The organism is Mesorhizobium sp. M4B.F.Ca.ET.089.01.1.1 (assembly GCF_004022605.1).
GTDB classification, from domain to species: domain Bacteria; phylum Pseudomonadota; class Alphaproteobacteria; order Rhizobiales; family Rhizobiaceae; genus Mesorhizobium; species Mesorhizobium abyssinicae.
This window is the reverse complement of record NZ_RZOS01000003.1, coordinates 12,667-32,321: the sequence shown is the minus strand read 5'-3', so window position 1 is coordinate 32,321 and position 19,655 is coordinate 12,667. Positions and strand designations below refer to the sequence as shown.

Annotated in this window: 19 protein-coding genes and 3 pseudogenes; 10 read left to right on the top strand and 12 right to left on the bottom strand. The window is 59.3% G+C overall.

The features are described 5' to 3' along the window. Nucleotides 1–134: 134 nt before the first annotated feature. From EN780_RS41490 to EN780_RS00680, 7 genes and pseudogenes are all read left to right on the top strand, one after another. Nucleotides 135–674 (top strand): DUF982 domain-containing protein, encoded by a 540-nt coding sequence (locus tag EN780_RS41490; RefSeq protein ID WP_348631233.1) that lies wholly within the window; start codon nt 135–137, stop codon nt 672–674. Nucleotides 675–690: 16 nt separating this feature from the next. Then, on the top strand, nt 691–978 hold the full coding sequence (locus EN780_RS00705) for a DUF982 domain-containing protein (RefSeq protein WP_245499835.1): 288 nt from the start codon (nt 691–693) through the stop codon (nt 976–978). Nucleotides 979–1,278: 300 nt separating this feature from the next. Beyond that, nucleotides 1,279–1,757 (top strand): annotated as a pseudogene (locus EN780_RS00700) (Hsp20 family protein). A gap of 94 nt (nt 1,758–1,851) precedes the next feature. Further along, complete coding sequence (locus EN780_RS00695) at nt 1,852–2,361, top strand: Hsp20/alpha crystallin family protein (RefSeq protein WP_128271567.1); 510 nt, start codon at nt 1,852–1,854, stop codon at nt 2,359–2,361. A gap of 436 nt (nt 2,362–2,797) precedes the next feature. Then, the gene (locus EN780_RS00690; protein WP_127391455.1) at nt 2,798–3,109 is read left to right on the top strand and encodes a DUF982 domain-containing protein; all 312 of its coding nucleotides are present in this window, start codon (nt 2,798–2,800) and stop codon (nt 3,107–3,109) included. A 341-nt stretch (nt 3,110–3,450) separates the two neighbouring features. Then, a complete protein-coding gene (locus EN780_RS00685) occupies nt 3,451–3,624 on the top strand; it encodes a hypothetical protein (RefSeq protein WP_348630988.1) in 174 nt (57 codons plus the stop codon). A gap of 85 nt (nt 3,625–3,709) precedes the next feature. Further along, nucleotides 3,710–4,033 carry a DUF982 domain-containing protein gene (locus EN780_RS00680; RefSeq protein WP_128271565.1) on the top strand — a complete coding sequence of 108 codons (324 nt, stop codon included), beginning with the start codon at nt 3,710–3,712 and terminating at the stop codon, nt 4,031–4,033. Here EN780_RS00680 and EN780_RS00675 read toward each other — a convergent pair. Both EN780_RS00675 and EN780_RS00670 read right to left on the bottom strand, forming a co-directional pair. After that, nucleotides 4,017–4,295 carry an usg protein gene (locus tag EN780_RS00675; RefSeq protein WP_127391453.1) on the bottom strand — a complete coding sequence of 93 codons (279 nt, stop codon included), beginning with the start codon at nt 4,293–4,295 and terminating at the stop codon, nt 4,017–4,019. The two genes, EN780_RS00680 and EN780_RS00675, sit on opposite strands and share 17 nt — an antisense overlap. A 23-nt stretch (nt 4,296–4,318) precedes the next feature. Beyond that, nucleotides 4,319–4,660 (bottom strand): hypothetical protein, encoded by a 342-nt coding sequence (locus EN780_RS00670; protein WP_189556321.1) that lies wholly within the window; start codon nt 4,658–4,660, stop codon nt 4,319–4,321. Nucleotides 4,661–4,996: 336 nt separating this feature from the next. Between EN780_RS00670 and EN780_RS00665 the strand changes: the two genes are divergently transcribed. The 3 genes and pseudogenes from EN780_RS00665 (at nt 4,997) to EN780_RS00655 (ending at nt 7,316) form a co-directional block, all read left to right on the top strand. Beyond that, a complete protein-coding gene (locus EN780_RS00665) occupies nt 4,997–5,311 on the top strand; it encodes a co-chaperone GroES (RefSeq protein ID WP_127283145.1) in 315 nt (104 codons plus the stop codon). A gap of 61 nt (nt 5,312–5,372) precedes the next feature. Next, nucleotides 5,373–7,000: pseudogene (gene groL, locus EN780_RS00660) on the top strand (chaperonin GroEL). A gap of 58 nt (nt 7,001–7,058) precedes the next feature. Beyond that, complete coding sequence (locus EN780_RS00655; protein ID WP_128271563.1) at nt 7,059–7,316, top strand: hypothetical protein; 258 nt, start codon at nt 7,059–7,061, stop codon at nt 7,314–7,316. Here the strand turns inward: EN780_RS00655 and EN780_RS00650 are convergent. The 10 genes and pseudogenes from EN780_RS00650 to xth form a co-directional block, all read right to left on the bottom strand. Further along, complete coding sequence (locus EN780_RS00650; protein ID WP_128271597.1) at nt 7,311–8,252, bottom strand: DUF72 domain-containing protein; 942 nt, start codon at nt 8,250–8,252, stop codon at nt 7,311–7,313. The genes EN780_RS00655 and EN780_RS00650 overlap by 6 nt on opposite strands. Before the next feature lie 126 nt (nt 8,253–8,378). After that, nucleotides 8,379–8,984: a cupin gene (locus EN780_RS00645; protein WP_128271561.1), complete on the bottom strand. Its 606-nt coding sequence runs from the start codon at nt 8,982–8,984 to the stop codon at nt 8,379–8,381. Further along, nucleotides 8,984–10,538: pseudogene (locus tag EN780_RS00640) on the bottom strand (FAD-dependent oxidoreductase). The gene EN780_RS00645 and the pseudogene EN780_RS00640 overlap by 1 nt, the downstream one beginning before the upstream one ends. Nucleotides 10,539–10,561: 23 nt before the next feature. Further along, the gene (locus EN780_RS00635; protein WP_128271559.1) at nt 10,562–11,068 is read right to left on the bottom strand and encodes a ferritin-like domain-containing protein; all 507 of its coding nucleotides are present in this window, start codon (nt 11,066–11,068) and stop codon (nt 10,562–10,564) included. Between the two features lie 493 nt (nt 11,069–11,561). Further along, nucleotides 11,562–12,872, bottom strand: a complete 1,311-nt coding sequence (locus tag EN780_RS00630) for a divalent metal cation transporter (RefSeq protein WP_128271557.1) — start codon at nt 12,870–12,872, stop codon at nt 11,562–11,564. A gap of 428 nt (nt 12,873–13,300) precedes the next feature. Continuing rightward, complete coding sequence (locus EN780_RS00625; RefSeq protein ID WP_128271555.1) at nt 13,301–13,606, bottom strand: hypothetical protein; 306 nt, start codon at nt 13,604–13,606, stop codon at nt 13,301–13,303. A 199-nt stretch (nt 13,607–13,805) separates the two neighbouring features. Further along, nucleotides 13,806–14,660 carry a PRC-barrel domain-containing protein gene (locus tag EN780_RS00620; RefSeq protein WP_128271553.1) on the bottom strand — a complete coding sequence of 285 codons (855 nt, stop codon included), beginning with the start codon at nt 14,658–14,660 and terminating at the stop codon, nt 13,806–13,808. 232 nt (nt 14,661–14,892) lie between these two features. After that, entirely contained in the window at nt 14,893–16,599 is a 1,707-nt protein-coding gene (locus tag EN780_RS00615) for a DNA polymerase/3'-5' exonuclease PolX (RefSeq protein ID WP_128271551.1), read from the bottom strand. Between the two features lie 94 nt (nt 16,600–16,693). Further along, a complete protein-coding gene (gene ligD, locus EN780_RS00610) occupies nt 16,694–18,607 on the bottom strand; it encodes a DNA ligase D (protein WP_128271595.1) in 1,914 nt (637 codons plus the stop codon). Nucleotides 18,608–18,883: 276 nt separating this feature from the next. Further along, the gene (gene xth, locus EN780_RS00605; RefSeq protein ID WP_128271549.1) at nt 18,884–19,654 is read right to left on the bottom strand and encodes an exodeoxyribonuclease III; all 771 of its coding nucleotides are present in this window, start codon (nt 19,652–19,654) and stop codon (nt 18,884–18,886) included. Nucleotide 19,655 lies beyond the last annotated feature (1 nt).

Genomic DNA, 19,655 nt, shown 5'->3' with positions numbered 1-19,655 from the left:
CATTGCTATTGATCAACGGAACTGACGGAATGGGCAGGCCAATGTTGGCCTTTTGTGATTCGAAAGTCGCATAAAAGCCGGTGTGGAACGCGGGCTGGAGGCCAGGCATTTGTTCTGGCTCTTTCGTTAATGGAATGGACTACCTACCGGCAGATGCGCTTGGCGAGGCGTCGGCGCTCATCGGCACGCTCGACGAAGACCCTCGCGAACTCGCTTGCGACATTATCGAGAGCTGTTCCCAGAAATTTTGCGACTGTGATCATCTTGACGCTGGAAATCGACCTTCACATATTTTTCGCAGGTCGCCGCCGTTCGTTAGGGCGACCATCGTCAACGACCCGAAATCGTTCAAAGAATTGGAGGTTTCTATGAGCGAGAGAACATTCGAAAGCCCTGTGTTCGTGAGAGCCGCGGAAGGTCTCATTCGGGAAATAGCCTGCCTTGAGGATGCCTTCGATTTCCTCAATGAATGGCCTTCGCATCGGCGCGGCGTGATCTATGAGACCGCGAAGCGGGCATGCTGCCGCGCCTTGGACGGCAGCGTGCCTTTGAAAGTCGCCCGCGACGCGTTCGCCGGCTTTGCCCGATCGGTGAAAGTCCTCGAGCATGTTACAACGGCGATGCCCTGGATGGCCGGCGCGAAGATGGGCCAGACCGGCGGCGTTGCCGCCTGACTGTCGGAGGGAGGAAATGATGCTTTCCCAGCCCTTCGAAAAGCCCGTTCGCGTTTGGGTCGGGCTTGGTTTTCCGCGGCAATTGAACTCCGTTGTCGATGCGTACCAGTTCGTCACGGATTGGTGTGGCAACGGTCCGGAGCAAAAGGCGGCGATCCGCGCCTGCAAAGCCGCGCTGGCCGGCGACATCGACGCAGAGACCGCGCGCGGCATTCTCGTGCGGTTCGCTAGGAAGAAGGACATCCTGGTGGAAGACGGAACGATGACGCCAGTCAAAAACACGGCGAAACCGTTGCACGTCTGATCAGCAATCGACCTCGGGGCGACGGCCATTCGGCCGTCGCCCCGAGGTCACCAGCCGCAATGCGCCGCAAACTGTGGCGCTGCATAGTCTTGAAGATCGATACCTCTCCGCCTTGGCATTCCAGCCAGGACCTTCCTGAGCGGACAGCTGGCAGACTGCCTTTTCAGGCCTTGAATGGCGAAATCGCCTAACTAAATCGTAAAATGCCGGAGGCCCATTTCGGGACCGGCCTGTCGGACGGATGCAAGAAAGCGTCCGACAGCAAGCTTGTACCCATGTTGCTCAAAGGAGGATGTGGCTATGAGAAACACTTTCGACTTCACCCCCCTGTTCCGGTCGGGCATCGGCTTCGACCGAATGTTGAACGCGCTCGAAGCCGCGAGAGCCGTGTGGAGACAGTCGACAACTGGCCTCCCTACGATATCGCCAAAAAAGGGGAGGACGACTACCGCATCACCATGGCGGTGGCCGGCTTCTCGCAGGATGAGCTGGACATCACCCAGGAGCACAACATGCTCATGGTGTCCGGCCAGAAGCCCGCGGAAGACAATGCCGAATACCTGCACCACGGCATTGCCGAAAGGGCCTTCCGTAGACGGTTCGAACTGGCTGACCATGTCAAGGTCGTGAACGCCAGCCTCGTGAACGGTCTGCTGACGATCGATCTCAAGCGCGAGATTCCTGAAGAGATGAAGCCGCGCCGCATCGAAATCGGTAGCGTCAAGGCAAAGCCGAAAGCCGAGGCGAGGCAGATCGAGGCCGACACCCAGGCTGCCTGACGCTGTCCGGTGACCGACTGGACAAGGCGCCGGACGATGGGCCCGGCGCGCCGGAAAGTCTTGTAATCCATGACCGAACAGAAGGAGACGACATATGAGTGTCCGTGATCTTATTCCGTGGAGCCGTGGCAATGGCGACCAGCTTCCGAGCGTCTTTCGAGACAGTGATCGCGATCCGTTCCTGTCCTTGCATCGCGAAGTGAATCGATTGTTCGACGACGTGTTCCGTGGCTTTGATTCCAGCCTGCCGGCCTTTAGCAGGGCTTCTTCCTTCGGCGGCGGCTGGCCGAGCGTCGAGATTTCCGACGGCGAGAAGGCGGTCAAGGTGACCGCCGAAGTACCCGGTCTGGAGGAGAAGGACATCGAGGTCCTGCTCGACGATGGCGTGCTGACGCTGAAGGGCGAGAAGCGCTCGGAGATGGAAGATAAGGACAGGCAGTTCTCGGAGCACTACTACGGCCGCTTCGAGCGCCGTATCCGCCTCGGTTACGAGGTCGAGCAGGACAAGATAGACGCCCGCTTCAAGAACGGTGTGCTGACGGTCACGCTGCCGAAGACCGCGAAAGCGCAGTCCCAGGCCAAGCGCATCGAAATCAAGCACTGAGGCAGTTGGGGGCGGCGGCGGATTGAGCCGCCGCCGTCCTTCGCCAATCGGGGAGGGATTGCAGAACGCCACGCAGATCGCATCGGAACTGTCACGCGGCAAGGGCATGGTCGTTGTCTTCGTGACAGGAAGCCCAGACCAGATCCTCCCACCCTCGGTTCAGAGCGGCAAGCTGCGAGCCAAAGGAAAATGAATTGGGGGCGCGGCTAGCCGGCACTGCGGATTTCTTCGGACGGAGGGTCATTGAATCGGAAGCCAGTCAAACCGCCGCGGAAGGGTGGAAACCCGGTGTGCCAATCTCTTGAACTCACAAGAGGCACTTCCAATATTTTTTCTGTGACCCCATCGCGTCACAGCGGAAATTGTGCGTGTCCCTTGCACGGCTATTCCCGCTGAATGGGTCTCGTATGCGCTCCACGGCCAGAAGGAGGTTGCTATGGAAAGTGGAACGTTCAAGCAGCCGATTTTTGTGAGGGACGACGGCTTCGTTCTCCGAAGGATCGACTGTGTTATGGATGCCATAGAGTTCCTTGAGGAATGGCCGGTCGAAAGACGTGGCCTTCTTCACGCGGCGGCATCTGAAACGTGCTGTTCCGCTTACGACGGCGGGAAGTCTCTCGAGGCGGCACACAAAACCTTTACGACTTGGGCTCGCAGGGTCGGGGTTATCGAGGATGTCCCCGTGGCGCCGTCATGGATGACAGGGCCGAAGATCGGCGCGGACCACTCTGTGGAAACTGATGCCTGAAATTCGCAGCGGCGGTCTCCGTACCGCCGCAGCATCCGGTCGATCGCGAAAAGGATCAGTACAAGCGGAGAGCGACATGGCCTCTGATCTCTCTGATCATCTAAAACCACGACGAACCGCCAGTCCTTGGAGCGTTGGCTGGGGATGCGAGTTGGCAAGGAAGAAATTGACCCCGCCAGATAGGCTTCCTGCCGATGCGGATCGGGACCGGGCGACCAGCCCATGGATGCGATGCCCTGTAGCTGCTAGCCCTACGCCCTTGACCCGGATGGCGTCGAGGTTGTCATCGAGAAGCCCGTGGTGGCGTCCGTTTCCGGACATGGACGGAGGAAACGATGATAATGACACGTGAGGACCTTGTCTCGGTCCTTGGGCCGATGGACGAAACGCTCATCGCCGATATCCTGTCCACCGGCGTTCAACGCGACGAGGCGCTGATGGGCGAAGGACGGCCGCTGCCGGGCACGCGCGTTGCCCAACTGATCGACCTCCTTGATGCCGACGAGGACGATTGAGCGCTCCGGTGCGGCAAGAGCTCCTCTTGGCGCCCCGAGCAGGACGATTACTTGCTGGCAAAAGACGTGAAAAACGGAGGAAGTGATGAATGACGTTCGTTTTCCCGAACCTGTTACCCTGGGATTTTCCCTCTCCTCGCGCAGGGTCGCCAGCAGTTTCGAGGCACTAGAATGCCTGGACCAGCAGTGGCCCCATTGGGCGCGCGGAGGGAGTTGGCGTGCTGCCGCGCGCGCCTGCCGCGACGCGCTGGACGGATGGCGCAGCGCCCGCGATGCGCACAAGGCCTTCCTCAGGGCGGCAAGGCGGGCTGGGTTGGTTATGCCGGCAGCGCGCGCTCCTCGCAAGTCAAGCCAACCACGGATGATCGGCGCCCTGCGGCCCGAGATGAGCTTCATTGGATGGCAATGACCCCGTCGACGGCGCGCCATCCCGACGGCTTGATCAGCCGGTGGTGGGCAACGCGCACGGAGTGCAGCGCGCCGTCCAGCTCGCTTTCCCAATAGTCGAGAAAGCCTTTCAGCTCCGGGAAGTTCGGCGCAAGATCGTATTCCTGCCAGACATAGAGCTGAAGCAGGCTCGGGTGGTCAGGAAAATGGTAGTGGATTTCGGCCGTGGTCAGGCCGTAGCCTTCCATCTGCAGGAGGAATTCCCTGCTGACCGCAGTGACCATATGCGTCTCCTTGACTTACGACATCAGGCGTCCAGGCGGTCAGACATGTGCCTGTGGCCACTCTCAGCCGGGATCGGGCGGTTTGCGTCGTCCAACCGGCATAGGGCATCCATGATCTGATCGAAGGTGATCGTCTGCTCGGCTCCCGGCGGTCGGCGCAGCGTCGGAACGGATTCCACCGCGCAGGCATCCGAGCTCCAGGACGAGAGGATCGCCCGCTTCTCCTGAATGTCGAGCGTATCCTCCTTAAGGACGTCGTCTGGATGGGTGAAATGGCGCGACGGCGACAACAAACGGTCGAGCGCGAGGTCGGATGTTTCGGGAACAAGAGAAGGAATGATCGGCTTGGGATTGTGTCGGTCCATCGTGGTCCTCCGTCTTTCCAAAAGCTCCTTTGTCAGACTCCTGTTTTGAGGCCATCGCCGGCGGCGAAGGCTCGGACTATCTTGTTCCTTCGTCAGGAAAATTCAAGCGGGAATGCGCGGCTGTAATCCAAATTAGCCACATGTTTTCATGGCACTAGCACTCGATTGGTGCGAGTGACAAAAAATTCTGCCGAACCTCTTGAAACCGAAAAGTCGCAGAACTAGCTCGATATGCGCACGATGCCCGCGAGGGGTCGCCGCACCCCGCACCGATCCGATATTGCCGGTCCGGTGTGGAAGAACCTCAAAAATCTGTTTGTCCAGAAGGAGAACGATATGGCGTTCCGTCCATTGCATGACCGTATCCTGGTCCGCCGCATCGAGGCCGATGAAAAAACGGCCGGTGGCATCATCATCCCCGACACCGCCAAGGAGAAGCCGCAGGAGGGCGAGGTCATCGCCATCGGCCCTGGTTCGCGAGATGAGAGCGGCAAGCTCACGCCTCTCGACGTCAAGGCGGGCGATCGCATTCTGTTCGGCAAGTGGTCCGGCACTGAAATCAAGCTCAACGGCGAGGACCTGCTCATCATGAAGGAAAGCGACGTGATGGGCGTGATCGAGAATGCTGCGGCGGTCAAGAAGGCCGCCTGACCGGGGCTTCGATAGAACCCTCAATCAAGTCAATGAAAACTGCCCAGACAAGAGTGATCCAATGGCTGCCAAGGAAGTCAAATTTCATTCCGATGCCCGCGAGCGCTTGCTGCGCGGCGTCAACATCCTCGCGGACGCGGTGAAGGTGACCCTCGGCCCCAAGGGCCGCAACGTCGTCATCGACAAGTCGTTCGGCGCCCCGCGCATCACTAAGGACGGCGTCACCGTCGCCAAGGAAATCGAGCTTGAGGACAAGTTCGAGAACATGGGCGCGCAGATGGTCCGCGAGGTTGCCTCGAAAACCAACGACATCGCCGGCGACGGCACCACCACCGCGACCGTGCTTGCCCAGGCGATCGTTCGCGAAGGCGCCAAGGCGGTTGCATCGGGCATGAACCCGATGGACCTGAAGCGCGGCATCGACAAGGCCGTCGAAGCCATCGTGGTTGAGCTGAAGACCAATGCCCGCAAGATCACCAAAAATGACGAGATCGCCCAGGTTGGTACGATATCGGCTAATGGCGACGCCGAGATCGGCCGCTTCCTTGCGGAAGCCATGCAAAAGGTCGGCAATGAGGGCGTCATCACGGTCGAGGAAGCCAAGACCGCCGAGACCGAACTCGAAGTCGTCGAAGGCATGCAGTTCGACCGTGGCTATCTCAGCCCGTATTTTATCACCAACCAGGACAAGATGCGTGTCGAGTTGGAAGAGCCCTATGTGCTTATCCACGAAAAGAAGCTGTCTAATCTGCAGGCACTGCTCCCGGTGCTGGAGGCTGTCGTTCAGTCATCCAAGCCGCTGCTGATCATCGCCGAGGATGTGGAGGGCGAAGCGTTGGCGACACTGGTCGTCAACAAGCTGCGCGGTGGCCTGAAGGTCGCTGCCGTCAAGGCGCCCGGCTTTGGGGATCGTCGCAAGCGATGCTGGAGGATATTGCCATCCTCACCGGCGGGACCGCGATCTCGGAAGATCTTGGCATCAAGCTTGAGAATGTCACGCTGGCGATGCTCGGCCGCGCCAAGAAGGTGGTGATCGAAAAGGAGAACACCACCATCGTCGACGGGGCCGGCTCGAAGAGCGAAATCCAGAGCCGCGCTAGCCAGATCAAGGCGCAGATTGAGGAGACGACCTCCAATTACGATAAGGAAAAGCTGCAGGAGCGGCTAGCCAAGCTCGCCGGCGGTGTCGCCGTCATCCGGGTCGGCGGCTCGACCGAGGTCGAGGTCAAGGAGCGCAAGGACCGCGTAGACGATGCCATGCATGCGACGCGCGCTGCGGTCGAGGAAGGCGTATTACCGGGTGGCGGCGTAGCGCTTCTGCGTGCGGCCAAGGCACTGGACAGGGTTCAGGCCGAGAATGAGGACCAGAAGCACGGTATCGAGATCGTGCGCCGGGCGATCGAAGCGCCCGTGCGACAGATCGCCGAGAATGCCGGCGCGGAAGGATCGATCATCGTAGGCAAGCTACGCGAGAGGCCGGAATTCGGCTGGGGCTGGAACGCACAGACCAACGCGTTTGGCGACCTCTACAACGAGGGCGTCATCGATCCGGTGAAGGTGGTGCGGACCGCACTTCAGGATGCGGCATCGGTTGCCGGCCTGTTGGTGACGACGGAAGCGATGGTTGCCGAGAAGCCGAAGAAGGAACCCGCGGTGCCGGCAATGCCGAGTGGCGGCATGGATTTCTGACGAGAAACGGCGGTGTCCGCGCCCATGAGGCGCGGGCACCTGACAAATGGATAAAGCCATGAACGTGACGAACTTCAACGTGATTCCGCCGCCGTCACACGCGGCCACCGATCTGAACTACGAAGCGGAACTGAAGGTCGCGCTCGACCCGGTTCTAGACGATTTGCTCGACAGAACCGCCGCTGCGGGGTGGGACCGGCGAAAAGCCGCGTACACGATAATGTTTCTGGCCGCTCGCAAACTTTCGGCACCATGCCGAGCCCCAGAAGCTAGCGCTTTGTTGGCGGATTCATCGGACGCGGATTTCATACTATGATGAGGGAGCCGCCACGGGAACATCCACTTCGGACGGAGCTTGATCGAAGCCTGTTTGATCGAGCAGCCGGCGCATGGTCAAAGCGTTGCAGGGCGCAAAGCTTTCATAGTCGTTGTTGAAATAAACCCAGGCTCTCCGCGCGCCGCTGTTCTTGATCCTCTCGGCCCATTCGGCTAACTCGCCTTCGGAATAGTCGTGCCTGTACCAGCGCTCCGGACCGTGCATTCGGAGGTAAATATCGTTGGCTGTGCGAACCAGAACGTCCGGAAGCCGTGGACCGCTGCAGGAACAGAATATCGTGCCGCTCTCGCGGAAGGCGGAATAGACGGTCTCGTTCCACCAGCTGGCATGACGAAATTCCACAACGTTGCGTCGCGTGTGGTCGAGCTGGCTCAGAATGGCGCGGAGCCTCTCCTCGGTGAAGCGATAGCTTGGCGGAAGCTGGAAGAGAAGGCAGCCCATCCGCTTGCCAAGGATATCGCCTATCAGTCCAAAATCTTTTACCAGGGTTTCGGTATCCTCGAATCTCTTGACGTGCGTGATCAGCTCACAGACTTTTATGGTGTAAACGAACGCGCGCGTTCCGGGCTGACGAAGCCAGGTTTTCACATTCGCGACGGTCGGCCAGGAATAGAAGGATGCGTTTATTTCGACGGTGTCGAACTGCTGCGCATAATGAGTGAACCATTCGGAGGTTGGCATCTCAGCCGGATAGAACTTTCCGCGCCATTTCCAGTAGAACCATCCGGAGCAGCCGACATAGGCGGAGTTTGCCAACTCGGTCGAATGGCGGCCGGGCCCTTTGCCCGCCAGCCGTGCGAGGTGCATTTTTTCCGCGCGCCCCACGTTCTCTGCGCGCTGCTTTTCGCGGCGCAGCCTGCGGCGCTTACGTCGCTCGTGAAGGCCTATGTCTTTCCTGGGAACGTTGATGTCCATTGCATAATCTCTGTCCGTCTTAACGGCGATCAGAGCCAATTGCTCCTTAGGCGAAGTGCATCGGCGCGGTCCTTTGTCCGCCCGCCATCGAGGCATCCAGAGGAAATGGGCGGAAGCGCTCAGCGCTTACCGAAATGCTTTCCAAATGTCGAAAAGCGGACCGCTGCCACCGTAGACGGGATCCTGTCGTGGTTTAGCGACCTTGAAAATGGTCTTGACGGCGTGGGCATGGTCCTCGCTCCTAGAACATTCATCGTATGTGCCGTTGGGCGGGTAGGCGCCAACCACGAGAAAGTCTTCGCTCGCCGCGAGGCACTGGTGACCAGTGCCTGCTGGCAAAATAGCGACGTCTGCCGCCTTGATGGTGAGCGTGCGGCCACGCTTGCCTCCGAACTGCACCTTTGCCGATCCGCGAGCGACGCCAAGAACCTCATGTATGCGGGAATGGTAATGCGCATAATCGTAGATGCCGTTTCGCCAGGACCCCTTCCAGTTGTTGCGCTCGAAGAGCTCCTCGAAGATTGCGGCCGGATCGAATTCGGCAGCCAATTTCACGACGCCGCGATAGACGACCAACGGCCAGTGGGGATGATTGGGGATGATGCCGTCGTCCTCGAAGCGGAATGCATTGGCCTTGCGCTGGCGCACCAGCCGACCGAGCTCGTCGCTTGAGGGTCGTTGCCAGCCGGTGATCTTCTCGACGACTGTTTTGCCGCGCTCAAGTATGGGCATCATGTTCCTCCCGCCGGTGCGTCCACGGGGTTGAGACGACCAACGGCCGGCCCATTGAGCACGATGCCGTCGGGAGCAAAATGGGAGCCATGACAGCAGCAGTCCCAGCACTGCTCGGTGGAATTCCAGGCCACTTCGCATCCAGAATGCGTGCAGACGGCGGAATTCAGATAGAGCTTTCCAGCCATATCGCGGCAGGCTGCGATCTTGCGCAGTCCGTCCCGCAGGACCCCGCCTTGGCCAGGCGCAAGCTCGGCCAGTGACTTCAAGTCACCCCGGAAGCAAATAGCCGGCGAGATTTTTGACCGCGGACAGGTTTTCACGAACATAGTTGATCACGCCGGAGGGCGTGTTGCGCGACGGGTCGTAGACCTCGGCCCACGGGTTCTCCTTGCCCGAAATCATATCCTTCACCAGCAAGCCGGACAGCGCGCCATGCGTTATTCCCTGGCCGGAATCGCCGGTGACGACATAGACCGATTTGCTGCCGGGATTGAGGCCGATGAAGGCGCAATAGTCGATCGTGTCCAGAACCTGTCCCGACCAGCGCGTGACCTTTTTGCCCAAGCTTGGCACGAGCGCTCGTATCCAGGCCTCGATTGCCTCGAAACGAACGTCGCCGTCGTCGGATTCGCCGGATTTGTGGTCGGCTCCGCCTGCGATCAGGTAGTCAACCGAGCCGGGACCGGGATTCATTCGGACGTAGTGGTAAGGATCGCCCGTGTCCCAGAACAACGCATCGGGGAGCGCACCCTTCGGCAATGTGAAAGCAATCGCGTAGGTCCGGTAGGGCGACATCTTGGTGTGCAACTGAAAACGATCGTTGATCGGCGAGTTCGTGGCGACGACGGCCGATCCCGCTTCAATCACGCCGCCGTTCTCGGTGGAGACGCGCACGCCGTCCTCGGGCAGTTCCTCGACGGAGGTCGCGGCGCTGTCGGCGAAAATGAGGGAGCCGCTTTCGCGGATCGATCCCGCAAGCCCACGCAGATATCTCAACGGATGGAAAGTCGCCTGGTTGGGGTAGCACAGGACCGGCGCCTCCTCGAAACCCTTGAGCGGCAAGCCAGTTACCAGTTCGACAGCGGCCCCGACCTTTCGTGCCGCATCGAATTCTTGCTGGCGTTGATCGCGGGCGTCCTTGGGGTCGATACCCATCGCCGGAAACAGAAACGCGTCCAACCTGCGAAAATTGCAGTCGATCCGTAACTCCGAGACGTTTTCCTCGATGCGGGCGACCGCGGCCTCCTGACTTTGCTGGAACAGCCTTGCAACGTCTTCACCCCGCAGGTTGATCAACGCGCTGAGTCCATCGTCACAGATCGGCGCCAGATGCGCCGTGGTTCGCGATGTCATACCGCCGGCGATCGTTCCGCGATCGATGACGATGACCTTCTGGCCGATGTTGGCCAGTTCGTGAGCGATCGACAGTCCGGCGATCCCGGCCCCTATGATGACTGTGTCACAGCTCTTCTTGCCCGAGAATTTCGGCGCATCGGGATAGACGGCGACCTTCATCCAGAGGGATCGGGTGAGTTCAGCGCGCGCGTTCATGCAAGCGTCCCCGAGCGCATCGATCAACTCGACGCCTTCTCGTTGACTTTCCGTTCGGCGATGGTAGTGAGTTTCTTGTCAGCCGCCTTTTCCTCGTTGAGGGTCGCAGTGAGAAGGCGGACGACGGCTTCGTTGCCGCTCTGCTGCGCCCACGCAATCAGAGTTCCGTAGCGGGTAATCTCATAATGCTCGACGGCCTGCGCGGCGGCAATCAAGGCGGCGTCGAGCACTTTCTTCTCGGCAACCTCGCCTGCGATCCCGTTGGCTTCCTTGATGATGCCATCGATCGCCGGGCAGGTCGTTCCCTTCGGGTTTTCACCGATAAGCTCGAAGGCTTGCTCCAGCCGTTGGACGTGCTTTTGCGTCTCGGCGAGGTGGGCTTTGAAAGCCGCCGTCAAATCCCGGTTGGTGGCCTTTTCAACCATATCGGGGAGCGCCTTCAGAATCTGTTTTTCAGCATAGTAGATGTCCTGCAAAACGTGCAGGAACAGATCGTCCATTGTCTTGATGTCCTTCGTAAACAGGCCCATAGCGCGCTCCCAATCTTCATTGCCGAAAGATCTTTGGAGAACGCGTGGCGTGACCGCCAGTTCCGGCCGCCAGCAGCAGGCCAGCCGCGCAGGAATTTCGCCTCGGGTGTGGCGAAGTCGCCGGAACGAATGCCGTCGGCTTGTGCGTCAAGGTCAAACGCGGCCTTGTGCCTTCTATGCGACCGGCGACCAGTATTGTGCTGCTTGGCACCTATTGGAATTCGCTACTGAATGAAGCGAGATACCTCAAGGCGCGCCACCAGGTGTCGGCCGTCGGCGGGCTGGCGATCTAATGCCCCTCATTACCAAACGCGAATGAATGCGGCAGCGCCAAACGTTAGAACTGCGCTTGGGAGGGCCGCTTGAACTGATGATTATCGGGCCTGCTTGAGCGTCGGGCCATATTTTTTTCTGGCCCAGACCTCAGCGTCATAGCTGACAGGCCGTTTCTCTATCGGCTTGCTCATCCACCGCTCCCGGAATTCGAAAGCGGTCACAGTAGCCACTGAGCCGCCAAACCAACGACGCATAGCGTCATGGCTACGGTCGAGAGCCACCCCAGGGAACGGAGCCACCCTCGTATGGGGAAGTCTCCCATTATGTCGGCCCGGCCAGCCATAAGCATCATTACGACCATCACCGGCACCGCGCAGATGCCGTTGATTACGGCGCTCCAATAAAGCGCCTTGATCGGGTCGATTGGCGTGAACATGATGCCGGTGCCAAGAGCCGCGGCTATGGTAAGCGTCCCATAGAAAGCCACTGCCTCCTTCGGTTCACGGGCCAGGCCAACCTTCCAGTGTAGGGCCTCGCCGACTGCGAAGGCGGCCGATCCCGCGAGCACCGGAACGGCCAGTAACCCGGTACCGATGATTCCGGCCGCAAAGATGATGAAGGCGAATTTGCCGGCCACCGGTTCCAATGCCTTCGCCGCGTCCGTGGAAGAGGAGATATCGGTTACCCCTGCCTTGTTGAGCGTCGCTGCAGTGGTGAAGATGATGGCGATGGCAATAAGGTTGGACAGGGCCATCCCAACCAGTGTGTCAGCGCGAATCCGCCCGAACGCTTTTCGAGCCTGCCACGGTGCCCATTTCAGGGGCTTGGCGGAAGGATCGAGCTTTTCCTCCTCGACCTCTTGCGAAGCCTGCCAGAAAAACAGGTAGGGAGAAATGGTTGTGCCCAAGATGGCAAGCAGCGTCGTGAAGAACGTGCCGTTCCATTCGACGTGCGGAATCAACACCCCATTTGCCGCTTCGCGCCACGGAACGTTTGCAGCGAACATCGCCACGACATAGGCGAACAGGCTAAGCGTGGTCCATTTAAGGATTTTCACGTAACGGCTGTATTTGAGGAACACGATTGCCGCCACGCTGACCAGCGCAAACCCCAGGACATAGACCGAGCTAGGCCCTCCGATCAGAAGGTTGAGCGCATCAGCCATCGCGCTTAAGTCGGCACCAATGTTGATCACATTGGCGGAAAATAGCAGGACGACCACAAGATAAAGCAGGGGGGCAGGGTAATAGCGAGAAAGGTTGCCCGAGATGCCTTTGCCCGTGGTGCGACCTATCCGAGCCGCAATCTCCTGGATCGCCGCCATAAGAGGAAAGGTAAAGAGCATGGTCCAGCCGATGTTGAACCCGAGTTGGGCTCCGGCCTGGCTGTACGTGCCTATCCCTGAGGGGTCGTCATCGGAGGCGCCAGTGATGAAGCCGGGGCCAATAATGCGGAGGAAACGTTGAAATGGCCCTTTGGCAACCGTGTTGCTTTGCTCTCGCTCAACTTCCGAGCTGACATCGGTCATTGCTTGGGCCGTGCAATGCAAAGAGCGGCAGCCACGGCACTTGTTGCAGCCAACATCGATCCGATCCCTATCGGTTGGAAATTTGGTTCAAAGAACTGAAGCCGCACGCTTATGAATGTCGAGCTGTTGGTCACGTGCCACTATCGCTTTGAAGTTATGGAGCCTTTGGTTCAACGATGAGGAGACGCGGCGGTTCCAAATGGAGTGGGTCTTGACGAGTGTGGCGGTTAACGCTTGCCATGATCGTGGGAGACGACCGTGTCGGTGGAGGCGCCGGACGTCATTGATACAATGGCAGTGCGATCTGGATGATGCCCATCATGCGTCTTGACGATGACATTGAGCGTCGGCGCCAGGTGCGACCAGGCCTCTCGCCTCGCAACCTGAATGCGTCGGTCTTGTTCCGGAGCGGCCAGCGAGCCTGAGCTTCAAACGAGTGTTATCGTCCAATAGCGGACCACAATACTTTCCTGCCGAAAGAGGTGCTCCAGGTCGCCCTGCCGGCGCCGCCAATCTGAAACATCCATGCTTGGCGTCATCACCTCGAAGATGACGATATCGTCGCTGTCTGTTTTTCCGCGGTCCTTCCAAAGACCCTCCGCAGGCGCCTGGAGATAGGCCGTCACGCCATCGAAGCGAGCCGCCAGTTCCTCTTTCAGACGGTCGAAATCTCTTCGGGGGTACGGTTGGCCCTGGCTGTCTGAGCGAGGCAACAGGATTTGGATGAGATACATCTTAGTCACCGCTATGCTGCGGATAGGGGAAGACTGATCTGCGAGGTCAGGCCAGCCCCTGACGCGAGGGACGTCAGACAGGACGAGGTCGCTGATATCTGCAGAGATATGACGAACCTCGGCGGCTAATTTCAAGGCCCGCTTCTGTCACCGGATGACCAAAGCGCCCGCTGTGGACGACGAGCGCTTCGGTAGTTCTTTACTTGTTGACGATTATCCGTTGCTTATCGCGGTTTTGGGCGTAAGTGGCCTTGTCGTAGGCAGTTTGCGCCTCCAGCTGGTCCTTGGTGAAGTTCGTATAGAGGTAGCGATTGCCGTTCTTGTCGGTCAAGAACTTGAGGTTCTCCATGCCGACGGCGACCTTCTTTTCGCCAATGCCCAGGAAGCCGCCTACATCAACAATTATCGAATCGACCTTCTTGTCGCCTGTCAGGATCACGTCGCCGATCTCGCCGACCTTCGCATCATCTGCGCCATAGACGTTGGTTCCGATCAGATTTGCCGCGCTGATTTTGTCTGACGGCATTTCGGTCAAGCTCGACTTGTCGATCGAGGCCGTCGCAGTCGTATCGGTTTTGGCAGTTGTTCCTTGAGTGTCCGCCGTGCTTTTGCTCGGCTGGGTCGTCGAGGCTGCCGCAGGATCGTAGGCCGTCGTATCGAAATTGGGCTGAGCATTAAGCTCATCCTTGGTCGTTTTTGCGACCAGCCAGCGATCGCCGTTCTTGTTGATCCATTCAAGCTTGTTGAAATCGTAGGCGACATTCTTTTCGCCCACGCCGAGGAAACCCCCGACGCCAATGACGACGAGTTTGGCGTTCCCGTTCTTGTCGAGGACGATGTCATTAACATCGCCGATCTTCGTCGCGTCATCTGCGGTGCTGTCGTAGACCGCGGCTCCTATGATCTTGGAGACGAGCTTGCCATCCGTGACCGGAGCAACGACCTCCGTCTGGGCAGCGGGTTTGCTGGTATTTGCGGCGTAAGCACCGGCGGTGCACAGCACCGTCGACATGAGAGCAGCCGTGGCCACCGTAGCCAGTATCTTGCGGACCATGTGAAATTCCTCCTGTTGCCTTGGTTGATTGACCGTCGGATCGGCCAACGTCATTTCTACCAACGAAAACAAAGGCCCTACGTTCCGGGAGTGGGTCCATGTCCTGCCGGCATAGACTGAAGGCTCATGCAGAACCTGATGCTACGTCGGGGGTGAGGGTCGCGGATCTGTTTCCGGCAAGGAGCCCGGCCGCGGATCGCGTTCCAGGCAGATCGTGCTAGACCGCCGCTCGTTACGCGGCTCTAGGGCTCTTCGCAGGCGAGTGACGGTTGCCGCCGTTGCGGGCGGACTTGCGCTTTGAAAGATGCGCAAGCACAGCCCTCAAACCCATCGCGTTCAGAACCCGATCTCTGGGGATACCTCCCTTGCGCGCCATTTCGACCCCCCAATGCATGTGGTCGAGTTCGCGGATTGAATGGGCGTCCGGATTGATGCTGAAGATGCAGCCGTAGTCGAGGGCCTTCTGATGCCAGCGCCAGTCGAGATCGAGCCGCCAGGGGTGCGCGTTGATTTCGACAGCGACACCATATTTCGCGCACGCTCTGAGGACCTTGTCGACGTCGAGCTCGTAGCCGGGACGACGCAACAATTGGCGACCGGTCATGTGCCCGATGATTGTCGTCCGGGGGTTCGCGATTGCCTCAATGATACGGTCCGTCTGCTCTTTCTTCGCCAACTTGAAGCGGCTGTGCACGCTCGCGACAACGAAATCGAACCGCTTCAAGACGTGGTCCGGATAATCAAGCGAGCCGTCGGCGAGGATGTCTGCCTCAATGCCCTTCAGGACACGGAATTTTCCGCCATACCTCTTGTTCAGCCGATCCGCTTCACGGTGCTGCTCGGCAATCTCCTGCAGTGTGAGGCCGCCCGCGTAGTGGGCAGACTGCGAATGGTCGGCGACACCAAAGTAGTCGAACCCGCGCTTGCGCGTCGCTTCAGCCATTGCCTCAAGCGTCTCGGTACCATCGGATGCGGTCGTGTGAGAATGCAGGATACCATGCAGATCTTCATCCCGGACGAGGGTAGGGAGCTGCCGCCTCGCTGCCCGCCCAATCTCGTCTCTGCCTTCGCGCAGTTCAGGTTCGATGAACTGCAGGTCCAACGCACCGTAGATTTCCTCCTCTGTCGCTGATGCGAGCAGCCTTCTCCCGCGGTAGAGCCCGCCGGGTTTGAGGGCAAATCCTCTCGCGGCCGCGTATATCTTCAACTGCTCAAGATGGGCCGCCGAACCCGTGGCTTCGAGGAGGCTCGCGCCAAAGTGCTTCTTGTCCGTGACGACAAGCCTGAGCGTGGACTGCTCGATTTCGGTCCGCTTCTTGCCCAGCGCGACCAGCGCGAGGTCGGCAACAAGTTCGCAACCGCGCCGGAAATCACCGGCGATTTCCACACGCGAAAGTTCGGGATGCTCTTGCTTCACCGATAGGATTGCATGCTCAAGGAGTGCGGCGGCCTTGTGCAGGTGAAGCTGTGTTTCGCCGCTTCGAGCGATAGCCAGGTTTTGCAGGATTTTTGTCTGAAGTGAAGCACCAAGGCCTTTGACAGGCCGGATACGATCTGCCTTTGCCGCGGCTTCGAGCTCGGCCAACGAGTTCACACCGAGCGCCTGATGGAGCTTCAGGATCTTGTCAGGCCGCAGGCCAGGTATTGTAAAAAGCTCCATCACACCTGCCGGCACCTCCTCGCGCAGCGTCTCAAGGCGTGGATGCGTGCCCGTTTCATAGAGCTTGCGCACAATGTCCGCGATCGCCTCACCGATTCCCGGGATTCTGGTGAGGGCGCCCGCGGCGATGATCCGATCAAGCGGCTGCGACAACGCTGCGAGACTATCGGCCGCGCGCAAGTAAGCCTTGGTGCGATAGGGATTGTCTCCGCGCAGCGACGTGCGATGTGCGAATTCCCTAAGCAGACTGGCGACTGTCCGCGGATCGGTTTTGGCCATTCAAGGCAAACGGGGCCAATCTCCGCAGGTTCCAATCACGCCAAAGGCAGTGAGGCCCCCTAGTCCAGCCTTGCTGCCTTTTCGCGGAGTGGGGCTACAGATCCGGCAATGATTGGTCGGCTCGACCCCATCCCGCCAGAGATTTGCTAGCTGCGCGTTTCTTCAGTTCAGGAGCATCGCCGACGTGGAAATGCGAGGGCGCATCAATCGTCTTCATCTCCGCCCAGGTGATCGGCGCCGCGACCGGAGCGCCAGGTCGGGACCTCGCGCTATAAGGCATGATCGCGGTCGCCCCACGCTGGTTGCGCAAATAGTCGACAAAGATGCGACCCTTGCGGCGGGCCCTCGACAACGCGGCCGTGAAGTGAGAGGGATCGCTTTGAGCGACCGCTTGAGCGAGGCGATGCGCAAAGTCTTTCACTTGCGGCCATTCGGCCTGTGGGATGAGCGGCGCGATCACATGCACTCCTTTGCCTCCCGTCAGCATCGGGAACGTCGTAAGGCCCAGCGATTTCAAAATATCACGAAACTGGAAAGCGGCGGCGCGGACGGCTTCGAAATCGAGACCCTCATCCGGGTCGAGATCGAAGACGAGGCGGTCGGCCTTTTCGACATCCTCTATCCGTGCTCCCCACCCATGCAGCTCGATCGTTCCCATCTGGACGCAGGTCATCAGCCCATCGGCGTCGTCGACATAAAGGTATGGCTCCTCGTGACCGTCCTTTTCCATGATGCCGACATGGTGGACTTTGTCGCCAAAGCTCCCGGCATCATGCTTCTGGAAAAAGCACTTCTTGGCCCGGCCCTGGGGACACCGAACAAGGCTGATCGGCCGACTGCCGACCCAAGGCAACATGATCTCCGCGACGGCCGCATAGTGGTCGGCAAGCTGGCCTTTGGTAATATTGGACTCCGGATAGATCACGCGGTCACGGTTGCTGATAGCGATGGTGTTCGCCGGCGCCGCGGTCAGCTTGGCTGTGCGACGTTCCGTCTCCAGCACGACCGCGGCCGCCTTCTTGTCTTCGCGCAGACCAAGGTAGCTCGGATGTCTCAACGTTCCTTCGTTGGTCATCTCTGTGAAGGCAATCTCCGCCACCAACTTGGGTCGAAGCCAGTGTGCTCCGCGAACTTCGGCTCGCGGCGCCTCGACGGTCGCGGCCTTCTGCTCGAGTGGTGCCATGATCTTCATGAGGCGGAAAAGCTCAGCTGTGTCGAAGCCAGTGCCGACTTTCCCCGCGTAACGCAGCTTGCCGCCGTCATGCACTCCAAGGATCAATGACCGGAACGCGCGGACCTTGTCGGACGGCGTCCAGCCGACAATCACAAACTCCTGCCGCTTGATGCACTTGATCTTGAGCCAGTTTCCACCGCGGGCCGCCACATAAGGAGAATCGGCGAGCTTCGAAACCACCCCCTCGAGACCAGCTGCGCAAAAGCGCTCGAGCAACTCTTCTCCGCGACCCAGGATATGATCGGAATAACGAAGCACAGGGTTCTTCGCGGGCAAAATGGCCTGGAGCTTTTCCTTGCGATCAAGGAGAGGACGCCTGGTGAGATCTTCGCCGTCGAGTTGAAGGAGGTCGAAGGCATAAAAGTCGATGGTCGACGGCGCACCCTTCAATGCGTTTTGAAGGGCCTGGAAGTTTGATCGTCCGTTTGCATCGACAACGACGGCCTCGCCATCAATCAGGGCGGACCCGACCTTGAGCTTGCTGGCTTCCGAAAGAATGGAAGGAAAACGGTTAGACCAGTCCAGGCCAGATCGCGTGTAGGCACGCGCTTGCCCGCTGCCGACGGCGACTAGAATGCGATAGCCGTCATATTTCATTTCGTGGAGCCAGCGGTCGCCGGCAGGGACGACGTCCACGAGCGTTGCGAGCTGGACAGGCCGAAAAGTGGGCAGTTCTGAATTGGCTGGGTCACTCGTAGGCGACTTCGCTTGACGAGCGGTTGACCCCTGAATTGCTTTACGCGACGTTGGCTTGACCACACTCACCCGCCCCATCCCAAGAAGAAATGGCTTAATCGCGTCCAACGCACGACTGCTTCTTTAGTTTCGCTGCCAGTGGAGCTTGTCTCCGTCATTGCCGAGTCGCTTGCAGCGACTCGGCCGGCTCTCAGCTGGATCCGTACTGGCTGCTTCCTCCACCATCTTGCCACATGGCCATATTGGATCGTAACGAACTTTGGCATTTGCGAGATCTCCTTTTAGGGGTTTCGACGTGAAGCGTGGGCGACGGCCGCAAGCAGTCTTTCTGCAAGTGCGATCGCGCGATCGGTCTTAACCGACGTCGATCCAGGCGGGTGCGTGATCGCTCGGCTTTTCCCATCCACGGGTCTCGACATCGACACCCGCAGCCAGAATGCTCTTCGCAAGGGACGGGCTTACGAGCAGATGGTCCATCCGCAGGCCTGAGCTTCTGTCGTAGCCACCGCGATAGGAAAAGTTCCAGTAGGTGTATATGCCCTTGTCTGGATGGATACGACGCATCGCATCCACCCAACCCAAGGTTAGCATGTGGGCATAAGCTTTCCTGCTTTCGGGGAAGAAGACGGCATCGCCCAGCCAGCGCGCCGGAACAACGGCGTCTATTTCGGTGGGCACGACGTTGTAATCACCACAAAGCACCGTCCGCTCGCCCAACAGCGACTGGCTGTAGGTGACGAGACGGTCGAACCAACGGAGCTTGTAATCGAACTTTGGCCCTGGCGCGGGATTGCCATTGGGCAGATAGATGCAGCCGACGATGAGATCGTCGATTTCCGCCTCGAGATAGCGGCTATGCGTATCATCGGGATCGCCCGGCAAGCCGCGGCGGCGCTCGACCGGATCCCTCCCACGGGCCAGGATTGCCACGCCGTTATAGGATTTCTGGCCGTGCCAGATTGCGCTAAAGCCGAGGTCCCGAATCGCCTCGATCGGAAATTTCACGTCCGATGTTTTCAGTTCCTGAAGGCAGACCACGTCATAGTCAGTCTCGCCAAGCCACTTCAGCAGCACCGGCAAGCGCCCATTGACACCATTGACGTTGAAGGTCGCGATCCGGGTCATC